Origin of the sequence: Pseudomonas sp. (assembly GCF_049645325.1) — a bacterium.
Lineage (GTDB): Bacteria > Pseudomonadota > Gammaproteobacteria > Pseudomonadales > Pseudomonadaceae > Aquipseudomonas.
The window spans coordinates 1-12066 of the sequence record NZ_JBARTQ010000299.1 but is presented as its reverse complement, the minus strand read 5'-3'; the positions used below and the strand labels follow the sequence as shown (position 1 = coordinate 12066).

General features: G+C 58.0%; 11 protein-coding genes. All 11 read right to left on the bottom strand.

Annotated features, from left to right (window positions below):
* Window positions 1–23 precede the first annotated feature (23 nt).
* The 11 genes from lpxD to rpsB all read right to left on the bottom strand — a co-directional run bounded on the left by lpxD (window position 24) and on the right by rpsB (window position 11569).
* A complete protein-coding gene (lpxD, locus tag WBB95_RS13495; RefSeq protein ID WP_424488025.1) occupies window positions 24–1079 on the bottom strand; it encodes a UDP-3-O-(3-hydroxymyristoyl)glucosamine N-acyltransferase in 1056 nt (351 codons plus the stop codon).
* Between the two features lie 3 nt (window positions 1080–1082).
* Window positions 1083–1586, bottom strand: a complete 504-nt coding sequence (locus tag WBB95_RS13490) for an OmpH family outer membrane protein (protein WP_003189173.1) — start codon at window positions 1584–1586, stop codon at window positions 1083–1085.
* A gap of 45 nt (window positions 1587–1631) precedes the next feature.
* Window positions 1632–4022, bottom strand: a complete 2391-nt coding sequence (bamA, locus tag WBB95_RS13485) for an outer membrane protein assembly factor BamA (protein WP_424488024.1) — start codon at window positions 4020–4022, stop codon at window positions 1632–1634.
* A 74-nt stretch (window positions 4023–4096) separates the two neighbouring features.
* Window positions 4097–5449: a sigma E protease regulator RseP gene (gene rseP / locus WBB95_RS13480; protein ID WP_424488023.1), complete on the bottom strand. Its 1353-nt coding sequence runs from the start codon at window positions 5447–5449 to the stop codon at window positions 4097–4099.
* Window positions 5450–5502: 53 nt separating this feature from the next.
* Window positions 5503–6693: a 1-deoxy-D-xylulose-5-phosphate reductoisomerase gene (gene ispC / locus WBB95_RS13475; RefSeq protein ID WP_424488022.1), complete on the bottom strand. Its 1191-nt coding sequence runs from the start codon at window positions 6691–6693 to the stop codon at window positions 5503–5505.
* The gene (locus WBB95_RS13470; RefSeq protein WP_424488021.1) at window positions 6690–7496 is read right to left on the bottom strand and encodes a phosphatidate cytidylyltransferase; all 807 of its coding nucleotides are present in this window, start codon (window positions 7494–7496) and stop codon (window positions 6690–6692) included. Before WBB95_RS13470 ends, ispC begins: the two co-directional genes overlap by 4 nt.
* Window positions 7497–8252: a polyprenyl diphosphate synthase gene (uppS, locus tag WBB95_RS13465; RefSeq protein WP_177012235.1), complete on the bottom strand. Its 756-nt coding sequence runs from the start codon at window positions 8250–8252 to the stop codon at window positions 7497–7499.
* Between the two features lie 17 nt (window positions 8253–8269).
* Window positions 8270–8827: a ribosome recycling factor gene (gene frr, locus WBB95_RS13460; protein WP_207039807.1), complete on the bottom strand. Its 558-nt coding sequence runs from the start codon at window positions 8825–8827 to the stop codon at window positions 8270–8272.
* A complete protein-coding gene (gene pyrH / locus WBB95_RS13455) occupies window positions 8824–9567 on the bottom strand; it encodes a UMP kinase (RefSeq protein WP_071487452.1) in 744 nt (247 codons plus the stop codon). Before pyrH ends, frr begins: the two co-directional genes overlap by 4 nt.
* A gap of 210 nt (window positions 9568–9777) precedes the next feature.
* Window positions 9778–10641, bottom strand: a complete 864-nt coding sequence (gene tsf, locus WBB95_RS13450) for a translation elongation factor Ts (protein ID WP_424488020.1) — start codon at window positions 10639–10641, stop codon at window positions 9778–9780.
* Between the two features lie 190 nt (window positions 10642–10831).
* On the bottom strand, window positions 10832–11569 hold the full coding sequence (gene rpsB, locus WBB95_RS13445) for a 30S ribosomal protein S2 (protein WP_003219330.1): 738 nt from the start codon (window positions 11567–11569) through the stop codon (window positions 10832–10834).
* Window positions 11570–12066: the final 497 nt, after the last annotated feature.

The window sequence follows — 12066 nt, the reverse complement described above, 5'->3', positions numbered from 1 at the left end:
ACACACTTGATATGGAAATGGTATCAGCCTTCTGATGAAGCATTACCGCCAGGGGTCACGTCTCCAACACGCTTTTCCAGCTGTTTGAGGCGCCGGGCCATGTCGTCGAGCTGCCTCAACCGTGCCGCACTCTTGCGCCACTCAGCGGCAGGCTGCATGGCGGTACCGGAAGAATAGGCACCCGGCTCGGTAATCGAGTGAGTGACCATGGTCATGCCGGTGATGAAGACGTTGTCGCAAATATCGATATGCCCCACCAGCCCTACGCCGCCGGCGAGCATGCAATGCTTGCCGATTTTGGTGCTGCCGGAAATGCCCACGCACGCCGCCATGGCCGTGTGATCGCCGATCTGTACGTTGTGGGCAATCTGAATCTGGTTGTCGAGCTTCACGCCATTGCCGATCACGGTATCGGCCAAGGCCCCGCGATCGACCGCCGTATTGACGCCGATTTCCACGTCATCGCCGATCAGTACGCCGCCGACCTGGGCAATCTTGTGCCAAATACCTTTGGAATTGGCAAACCCAAAGCCTTCGCCACCGATCACAGCGCCTGATTGAATGACGACCCGCTCACCAATACGCACATCGTGGTAAAGGGTAACGCGAGGCGCCAGCCATCCGTCGGCACCGATTTCACAGCGTGCGCCGATAAAGCAGTGGGCGCCCACGGTGACGCCGGCAGCAATGCGCGCACCACTTTCAATCACGGCAAACGCGCCAATGCTGGCCGCAGGGTCAACCTGGGCATCATCGGCGACGACCGCTGATGGATGAATCCCACTCGCGGCCTTGGGTTTGGGATCGAAAAGATGCGACGCCTGGGCATAAGCGAGGTACGGGTCGGCCACCACCAGCGCATCCCCGGTAAACCCTTCAGCGTCAGCAGCCTTCAGCAACACGGCTGCGGCTTGGCTGTCGACCAGGTATTTACGGTATTGGGGATTTGCGAGGAAGCTCAACTGAGCTGGGCCAGCCTCCTGCAAGGTGGCTAGCCCAGTGATTTCTTTCTCCTTGGAACCACGCAAGGTGGCTCCAAGGAACTCGGCCAAATCGCCGAGCTTGATAGTCGCGGTCATGGCTTACTTCAGCTGGTTCATGCGCTCGATCACCTGACGGGTGATGTCGTATTGAGGCTTGACGTCAATCACAGCGCCACGCTCGAACACCAAGTCAAAGGCACCTTTCTTGATGACCTCTTCCACAGCGCTGTCGAGTTTCGGCTTGAGCTGCTTGAGCATTTCACGGTCGGCAACAGCCTTGGCTTCGTTCAGTTCCTTGGATTGGAACTGGTAGTCACGGGCCTTTTGCTTGAATTCAAGCTCCAGACGCTCGCGCTCGCCTTGCTGCATTTTGTCGCCACCGGCTACCAGACGATCCTGGATGCCCTTAGCGCTGCTTTCCAGGGTTTTCAGCTTGGTCAGTTGCGGGCCGAATTTCTTCTCGGCATCCACTGCGTAACGTTTGGCCGCATCGGATTCCAGCAGAGCCATCTGATAGTTCAGGACGGCGATTTTCATTTCGGCGAAGGCCGGGGTGGTTACCAGCACGGTGGCCAGCAGAACCAATTGAGTCAACTTACGCACGATGTACTCCTACAGAATCCGTTGTCGTTATCTTGGGTCAGACGCTTAGAACGTCTGGCCGAGGGAGAATTGGAAAATCTGGGTTTCAGCGTTATCCGGTTTCTTGATCGGCATGGCCAGAGCAAAGCTCAACGGGCCAAGCGCGGTTACCCAGGTCACACCGACACCAACAGAGCTCGCCAGGTTACTGAAACTCACGTCGTTGCACTGGGTGTTGGACACCGAGCCAGGCGCCGGGTTTTTAACCTGTTCGCACTTGGAGTCGAACACGTTACCCACATCCCAGAAGACCGACGTACGCAGGGAACGCTGATCCTTGACGAACGGCAGCGGGAACAGCAGCTCCGCACCACCTTGAATCAACACGTTACCACCGAATGGCAGCGGGTCGTTGTCGGTGTCGGCAATAGTGCCCTGGTTACCGGTTACCGCTTGACCACGGCTCGGGGTACCACGTGGGCCCAAGGTGCTGTCCTTGAAGCCGCGGACCGAGTTGAAACCACCTGCATAGTAGTTCTCGTAGAACGGCAGACCACTGGTCGAACCATAACCGTCGCCATAACCCAGTTCAGTGTGCAGGCGAACGGTGTAGTTATCGCTCAACGGCTGGAACAACTGGCCGCGGTAATCGAGTTTGAAGAACGACAGGTCGCTGCCCGGCGTGGTGGCTTCCAGGGTCAGGCTCTGGGAGTGGCCACGGGTGGCAAGTACGCCTTTGTTCAGGGTCGATTCCGACCAACCGGCCGACGCCTTGAAGTTCAGGAACTGGTCGCCCTCTGTACGCACGAAGTTGAAGATCTCATCCACCGTGTACACACCGGTCTTGATCTTGTCCTGTTGCGCGGTCAAGCCGAAGGTCAGGCGCGACGTCTCGCTGATCGGGTAACCGATGTTGACACCGGCACCGAGGCTGTCGATCGCATAGCTTGCAACGTCAACGTCGAGGTCTTTGTAGTCGGTGGTGCGGTAGAAGGCGTTGTAGCCAAGGCTTACACCGTCAGCAGTCCAGTAGGGGTCGACATAACCGAAGTTATAGCGGCTCTGGTATTCGCTTCGGGTCAGGCCGATAGAGACCTTGTTACCGGTACCGAGGAAGTTGTTCTGGGTAATCGAACCACCAAGGATCAGGCCGGCGCTCTGTGCGAAGCCGACGCTGGCGGTGATGGAACCCGACGCTTGCTCTTCAACTGCGTAGTTCACGTCAACCTGGTCATCCACACCCGGTACAGCCGGGGTTTCAACGTTGACTTCCTTGAAGAAGCCCAGGCGCTCAAGACGGGTCTTGGACTGGTCGATCAAGTAAGTCGACGCCCAGCCACCTTCCATTTGACGCATTTCACGACGCAGCACTTCGTCTGCAGACTTGGTGTTGCCACGGAAGTTGATGCGGTTTACGTAGGCACGCTTGCCGGGGTCGACGACGAAGGTGATGTCCACAGTGTGGTCATCATCGTGCGGAGTCGGCACGCCGTTGACGTTGGCGAAGGTATAGCCTTCGTTACCCAGGCGGCGGGTGATCAGTTCGGACGTGGTGGTCATCAGCTTGCGCGAGAACACTTGGTCTTTCTGCACCAGCAACAGGGACTTGACCTGGTCTTCAGGTACTTTCAAGTCGCCACTGAGTTTCACGTCACGAACGGTGTACTTCTCGCCTTCGTTGACGTTAACGGTGATGTAGACGTGTTTTTTGTCCGGGGTGATGGACACCTGTGTCGAAGCGATATCCATGTTGATATAGCCACGGTCCAGGTAGTAGGAACGCAGACGCTCCAGGTCACCGGACAGTTTTTCACGGGCGTACTTGTCATCGTTCTTGAAGAACGACAACCAGTTGGTGGTCTTGAGTTCGAACAGGTCGATCAAATCGTCATCAGCGAACTTGGTGTTGCCCACCACGTTGATGTGCTGAATGGCCGCCACAGTGCCTTCGTTGATGTTGACCTTGAGGCCAACACGGTTACGAGGCTGCGGTATGACTTCGGTTTCCACGGTCGCGGAGTAGCGGCCCTGGGCAACGTACTGACGTTGAAGTTCGTTACGCACACCTTCAAGGGTGGCGCGCTGGAAGATCTCGCCCTCGGCCAGGCCGGATTGCTTAAGCCCCTTCATCAGGTCTTCAGTAGAGATCGCCTTGTTGCCTTCGATCTCGATACTGGCGACGGAAGGTCGCTCGACGACGGTGATGACCAGGACGTTACCTTCGCGACCCAGTTGGATATCTTGAAAGAACCCGGTTTTGAACAGCGCACGAGTGGATTCCACCAGGCGACGGTCATCAGCCTGTTCCCCGACGTTCAACGGCAAGGCACCAAAGACGCTACCTGCGGAAACCCGCTGGAGGCCGTTGACGCGAATATCGGAGATGGTGAAGGACTCGGCGTGAACTTCGGCGATCATCAATACGGTGAGAACCGCAGTTAGCAGCAGACGTTTCATGAAGTCCTTTCTTATTCCAACTGGCAATAAACAAACTGCCGCAAAATGCGGCAGATTCGCAATTCAGCGAAGCGTTACAGTCGTCCCAGATCGTTGACCAGAGCTAACAACATCACCCCGACCACCAAACTGATACCGATCTGTATCCCCCAACCCTGCACCCGATCCGACAAGGGGCGACCACGCACCCACTCGACCAGATAAAACAACAGATGCCCCCCATCCAATACTGGAATGGGCAACAAATTCAGAACTCCAAGGCTAATACTCAGATAAGCCAGGAAATTCAGGAAATCCGCGACACCCGACTGGGCAGAAGCGCCCGCCACTTTAGCAATGGTTATCGGTCCACTCAAGTTTTTTACCGAGAGCTCGCCGAACAACATTTTCTTGAGCGATTCGAGGGTCAGCACACTCATGGTCCAAGTGCGATTTGCACCCTCGCCAATTGCCGCCAACGGCCCGAAGCTGATCTCTCGCACCATCGAAGGTGGCCACTCGACACCTTTGACTCCGGCACCCAGGTAACCCCCGGCTGCCTTGGCTTCGCCACGGACCGACAAGGTCACAGGGACGTCGATTTGAGCACCATCGCGCTCAACTTTCAGCACAATTTTGGTATCAGGGCGTACACGCACCAGGTCGACCACTTGTTGCCAGTCACCCAGCGCCTGGCCATCAAGGGCCAACAGCCGGTCGCCGGTTTTCAGACCTGCGGCCTGCGCCGGACCTTTCGGGTCCAGCTCGGCAAGCACCGGCGGCAAGGCCGGACGCCATGGACGAATGCCCAGGGACTTGATCGGGTCAGGCTCATCGGCACCTTTGAGCCAATGGTCCAACGCCAGTTCACGCGGGGTCTCGGCAGTGGAATCCTGCTCACGCACCACCACATTGACCGTGCCGCTCTCACCCAGGCGACGCACCAACTGCAAATTGACGGCGCCCCACCCGGTGGTCGGCTCGCCATCTATAGAAACAATTTCCTGCCCGGCCACCAATCCAGCCTTGGCCGCCATGCTGCCCGCCTCGACCGCGCCGATCACCGGACGCACTTGCTGGCTGCCCAGCATCGCCAGCACCCAGAAGAACACCATCGCCAACAGGAAGTTGGCGATCGGGCCAGCGGCAACAATAGCGATACGCTGACGAACGGTCTTGCGATTGAAGGACTGGTCCAGTTGATCTGCCGGCACTTCGCCTTCGCGCTCATCGAGCATCTTGACGTAGCCGCCCAACGGAATGGCCGCAATCACGAACTCGGTGCCACGGCGGTCGTGCCAGCGCAGTAACGGCATGCCGAAACCGACGGAAAAGCGCAATACCTTGACGCCGCAACGACGCGCCACCCAGAAGTGGCCGAATTCGTGAAAGGTAACCAGCACACCCAGAGCAACCAGGGTGCCGACAATCATGTAGAGCGCACTCATCTAATTTCTCCGCATTCCAATCCAGTGCCTGAAGGCGCAAACCTGCCTGCAGACTAACGCGCGTTGCGGTTCAACCATTGTTCGGCCAGGGCTCGGGCCTTCCCATCCGCCTCGAACACTGCCGCCAAATCGTCTACAGCCACGACGGGCTCAAGACTCAAAACGTCCTCGATGATACTCGCGATCTGCGGAAAGCGGATGCGCCGTTCGAGAAACGCGGCCACGGCCACTTCATTGGCTGCATTAAGCATCGCCGGCGCACTGTGCCCCACCTGAGCCGCCTGACGCGCGAGACGCAGGCACGGAAAACGTTGCTCGTCCGGCGCTTCGAAATCCAGACGGGCAATGGCAAACAGGTCCAGCGGTGCAACACCGGAGTCAATCCGCTCCGGCCAGGCCAGGGCGTTGGCGATCGGCGTGCGCATGTCGGGGTTACCCAACTGGGCCAGCACCGAGCCATCCACATAGTCGACCAGGGAATGAATCACACTTTGCGGGTGAATCACCACCTCGACCTGATCCGGCCGCGCGTCGAACAACCAGCACGCCTCGATCAACTCCAGGCCTTTATTCATCATGCTGGCCGAATCCACGGAGATCTTGCGCCCCATGGACCAGTTTGGGTGCGCGCACGCCTGATCGGGAGACACATGCTCCAACTCGGCCAACGGAGTCTGCCGGAATGGACCACCGGAGGCCGTCAGAAGAATCCGGCGCACACCGACCTGGCTCAAGCCACGGGCAAAATCGCCGGGCATGCACTGGAAGATCGCGTTGTGCTCGCTATCAAGGGGCAACAGTACGGCGCCACTCTTGCGGACCGCCTGCATAAAGAGTGTGCCGGACATGACCAGCGCTTCTTTATTGGCCAGCAGGATCTTCTTGCCTGCGTCGACCGCCGCCAAAGTCGGGCGTAAACCTGCAGCGCCGACAATGGCTGCCACTACGGTGTCCACCTCGGTATCGGCCGACACCTGGCACAAGCCCTCCTCGCCCACCAACACCTGCGTGGCAAGGCCTGCAGCCCGCAGGTCGTCCTGCAGGCCACGCGCTGCGGCCGCTTCAGGCACAACGGCGTACCGCGGCGCATGGCGCACACACAAGGCCAGCAATTCGCTCAAGCGAGAAAAACCGGTCAGGGCGAAGACCTGATAACGGTCAGGATGGCGCGCGATCACATCCAGCGTGCTCAGCCCGACAGAGCCGGTCGCACCCAGAACGGTAACCTGTTGCAGGCGGCTCACGAAGCCGTCATCCACAGCAGCACGGCAAAGATCGGGATCGCCGCGGTAAGGCTGTCGATACGGTCCAGCACGCCGCCATGGCCCGGCAGCAGGTTACTGCTGTCCTTGATACCCGCCTGGCGCTTGAACATGCTTTCGGTGAGGTCGCCCACCACCGAGATGAACACAACAATGGCCGTGCCCAGCAGGGCCAGGAGCACTTCCTTCACAGACCAATCACGCACAAACCCGACCACCAGTGTGATCAGCAGCGTTAATGCCAGGCCGCCGTACACGCCTTCCCAGCTCTTGCCAGGGCTGACTGCCGGCGCCAGCTTGCGCTTACCGAAGGCCCGACCGGAGAAGTAGGCGCCAATATCCGCGCCCCACACCAGCACCATCACCGCCAGGATCAATTCATTCCCGATCGGAAAACGCTTGATCTCCACCAGCCCTTGCCACGCTGGCAGCAGAATCAACAAGCCGATCACCAGCTTGCAGGCCACACTGGACCACTGGCTGCTGGTGCGCGGAAAGGTCAGCACGAGGAATGTCGCCAACGCCCACCAGAGCACTGCCGCGCCGAGCACCCAAGGTGCAATGTCCGGCAGGATGTACATCAGGAACAGCAACAGCGCCACGACCACGGCGTACACCACGCGCGGCAGCTGGGCATTGAAGCCCGCCAGGCGCGCCCATTCCCAGGCACCCAGGGTGACGACCAGACCGATAAACAGCGCAAAGCCGGAACCGTCGAGCAGGAAAAACCCGCACAAGGCGATGGGCAGCAGGATCAGTGCCGTGATGATTCGTTGTTTAAGCATTTAAACCCGGGCTCCAGCTTCGATCTGCTCGCTCGTTTTACCAAAGCGACGCTGACGGGAAGCGAAATCAGCCAGCGCGTTACGCATGGCATCGTGTTTGAAGTCCGGCCAGAACAGGTCGGAGAAGTACAACTCGGTGTAGGCCAGCTGCCACAGCAGGAAATTGCTGATGCGGTGCTCGCCACCGGTACGAATGCACAAGTCGGGCAACGGCAGGTCGCCGGTCACCAGGCAGGTTTGCAACAGCTCAGGCGTGATGTCTTCCGGCCGCAGATGACCGGCCTGTACTTCGCGGGCAAGGCGTTGCGCGGCTTGGGCAATATCCCACTGACCACCGTAGTTGGCTGCAATCTGCAACACAAAACGGTTGGTTCCGGCGGTAATGGCCTCGGCTTCGCGCATGGCGGCCTGCAGTTCCGGATGGAACCGTGAGCGGTCACCAATGATGCGCAGGCTGATGTTGTTGTCGTTGAGGCGCTTGGCTTCACGACGCAGGGCCTTGAAGAACAAGTCCATCAAGGCACTGACTTCTTCGGCCGGGCGCTGCCAGTTTTCACTGGAGAAGGCGAACAGGGTCAGTACTTCGACCTTGGCCTCAGCGCACACTTCGATCACAGCCCGTACCGCATCGACACCCGCTTTATGCCCGGCAACACCCGGCATAAAGCGTTTCTTCGCCCAGCGATTATTCCCATCCATGATGATCGCGACATGGCGCGGCACCACGGAGGGCACAGTCTGCTTGGTCTTTTCCATGAAGGCGTCCTGACCCCTTATACGGCCATCAGGTCCTTTTCTTTTTCTTCGGTGGCCTTGGTGATCTGGGCCTCCGCGTCTTTGGTCAGCTTGTCGATATCAGCAACGGCACGACGCTCTTCGTCTTCGCTGATTTCTTTGTCCTTGACCAGCTTCTTCAGATCGCCCAACGCATCACGACGAATGTTGCGCACGGCAACGCGCGCGTCTTCAGCGGCGCTGCGCGCCTGCTTGGTGAAGCCCTTGCGGGTTTCCTCAGTCAGGGCAGGCATGGAGATCAGCAGCAGCTCACCCAGGTTCGTCGGGTTGAGGTTCAGGCCGGCGCTCTGGATTGCTTTGTCGACCGCGCCGAGCATGTTGCGCTCAAAGGCCACGACTTGCAGGGTGCGCGAGTCTTTAACGGTGATGTTGGCCACTTGGGTGATGGAGGTGTCTGTGCCGTAGTACGGCACCATCACGCTGCCCAGAATGCTTGGGTGAGCCTTACCGGTACGAATCTGGCCAAATGCATGGTTCAGAGAGTCCAGGGATTTCTGCATGCGCTCTTGAGCGTCTTTTTTGATTTCGTTGATCATTGTTCGATTTCCTCGATCAGAGTCCCTTCCGCGCCGCCGTGTACGATGTTCAGCAGGGCGCCGGGCTTGTTCATGTTAAATACGCGCAGCGGCATCTTGTGGTCGCGGCACAGGCAAATAGCCGTCAGGTCCATCACGCCCAGCTTGCGATCCAGCACTTCATCATAAGTCAGATGATCGAACTTCTCGGCATGCGGGTCTTTGAATGGGTCTGCGGTGTAGACGCCGTCCACCTTGGTGGCCTTGAGCACTACGTCGGCATTGATCTCGATACCACGCAGGCACGCTGCCGAATCGGTGGTAAAGAACGGGTTGCCAGTACCGGCAGCGAAAATCACTACCTCTTTGGCATCCAGGTGACGCATGGCTTTGCGACGATCATAGTGATCCGTTACACCCACCATGGAAATAGCCGACATGACGATCGCAGTGATGTTGGCGCGCTCGAGAGCATCGCGCATGGCCAGGGCATTCATCACAGTGGCCAGCATGCCCATGTGGTCGCCGGTGACCCGATCCATGCCGGCCGCGCTCAGTGCCGCGCCGCGGAACAGGTTACCGCCGCCGATCACCAGGCCAACTTGAACGCCGATACCGACCAGTTGGCCGACTTCCAGCGCCATGCGGTCGAGCACCTTGGGATCGATCCCGAACTCTTCCGAGCCCATCAGGGCCTCGCCGCTAAGCTTGAGTAGAATGCGTTTATAGCGAGCCTGATAACCACTGCCCTGCTGAGCCATTGCGAATCTCTCCTGCGGCGTATTTTTAAAAATTCTTGGCGAGCCGTTTACGGCTTGCGTTCACTCTAGCTGGACGCTATCACAGCGCCATCGGAACACGGCTTTGTAAGCCAGTTCCGACAGGAAGCCAAATAATTTCGGCCTTCCCATTTGAAAAGAGGCTGCGCGCGTGAGCGGGCAGCCTCTTTCGGGCGACAGTTGAAAACTGTCTTACTGCTTGGCGGCAGCCAGCTGGGCAGCAACTTCTTCAGCGAAGTTGTCGACCGGCTTCTCGATGCCATCGCCTACTTTGTAGTAGGTGAAGGAAACGATTTCAGCACCGGCTTTCTTGGCCAGTTCGCCCACCTTGATTTCAGGGTTCTTGACGAACGCCTGCTCAACCAGGGAAGCCTCAGCCAGGAACTTGCTGATACGGCCTTTGATCATATTTTCAACGATGTTTTCTGGCTTGCCAGCAATCTTGTCAGCGTTGAGGCTCAGGAACACGGCTTTTTCGCGTTCGATTGCGTCAGCGGACACTTCCGATGGCAGCAGGAATTCAGGGTTGCTTGCCGCTACGTGCATAGCGATGTCTTTGGCCAGCTCAACGTCGCCGCCTTTAAGGGCAACCACAACGCCGATCTTGTTACCGTGCAGGTAACCACCAACAACATCACCTTCAACGCGGGCCAGACGACGGATGTTGACGTTTTCGCCAACCTTGCCGACCAGTACCAGGCGTGCAGCTTCTTGAGCTTCGATCAGCGGAGCGACGTCAGTCAGCTTGTCATCGAAGGCTTTTTTGACGCTGGCAGCAACGAATGCCTTGAAGTCGTCTTGCAGAGCCAGGAAGTCGGTCTGCGAGTTCACTTCCAGCAGAACGGCGGCTTTGCCGTCTTCAACCAGAGCGATAGCGCCTTCAGCAGCCACGTTGCCTGCTTTCTTGGCAGCCTTGATGGCGCCCGAAGCACGCATGTCGTCAATGGCTTTTTCGATGTCGCCGCCGGCCTTGGTCAAGGCCTTTTTGCAATCCATCATGCCTTCGCCAGTGCGCTCACGCAGTTCTTTGACCAACGCTGCAGTAATCTCTGCCATTTCAAAATCCTCTTGGATAGGTTTTCAACCATTCCACCCGATCAAACGGGCGATCAATTCTTCCCGAATCTCCGTTGTAGGCCGCTGCACGTTACAGATGATGTAGCTGCGCTGCCACAAACGGTTTTCGAGGTGGCAAAAAGGGGGCCAAGCCCCCTTTTTGCTTACTGAGTCAACGCCAGGGCGTCAGTTACTCAGCGGCAGCTACCGGAGCTTCTTCAACGAACTGCTCGGTACCACCAGCAACGTGGTTGCGACCACGGATTACAGCGTCAGCCATCGAACCCATGTACAGCTGGATAGCGCGGATTGCGTCATCGTTGCCTGGGATGATGTAGTCAACGCCTTCCGGGCTGCTGTTGGTATCGACTACGCCGATAACAGGGATGCCCAGCTTGTTGGCTTCGGTGATCGCGATGCGCTCGTGATCAACGTCGATAACGAACAGTGCGTCAGGCAGACCGCCCATGTCCTTGATACCACCCAGGGAACGATCGAGCTTTTCCAGGTCGCGAGTGCGCATCAGCGCCTCTTTCTTGGTCAGCTTGGCGAAAGTACCGTCTTCGGCTTGCACTTCAAGGTCACGCAGACGCTTGATGGAAGCACGGATGGTTTTGAAGTTGGTCAGCATGCCGCCCAACCAGCGATGATCGACGTACGGCGAACCGCAACGTGCTGCTTCTTCAGCAACGATCTTGCCAGCGGAACGCTTGGTGCCGACGAACAGAATCTTGTTTTTGCCCTGGGCCAGGCGCTCTACGAAAGTCAGAGCTTCGTTGAACATTGGCAGGGTTTTTTCAAGGTTGATAATGTGGATCTTGTTACGCGCGCCGAAAATGTACTTACCCATTTTCGGGTTCCAGTAACGGGTCTGGTGACCGAAGTGCACACCGGCCTTCAGCATATCGCGCATGTTGACTTGGGACATGATAGTTCCTTAATAAGTCGGGTTTGGCCTCCACGTATCCCAATGACCAACCAGCGGCATCAAGGCCTCCGGCACCCAGGTCATCGTGTCGACACGTGTGTGGATTTAAGCTTTGCGGGGTATCCCCGGAAAGCGGCGCATTTTATACCACACGAACGGTGAAAACGAAACCCGCAATCGTGATTGGGTTGGTGGGGGTTGGGGTAAGCCTTTGAATCGAGTCGAGATGCTGTGGTTTTAGGGGGCCGGGGGGAGGCTGGGATGCGGGGTACATATCCGTTACTTGGGTTAAGGCTTCTATGGGTTCCGCTCTTACAGCGGGTCACTTTCGAAAAGCGCGAAAGTAACCAAAGCGCTCTTGCCCCTCCACTCGGCACCTCGCCTCCGGCTCGGTGTGCCCTCACTCCGGCTTGAATCCGTGGGTAACCCGGCAAGGATGCCGGGTTAGCCGCCCCGCGCCATGGATGGCGCGTGGCGGCGGCCCACGGATTCAAGCC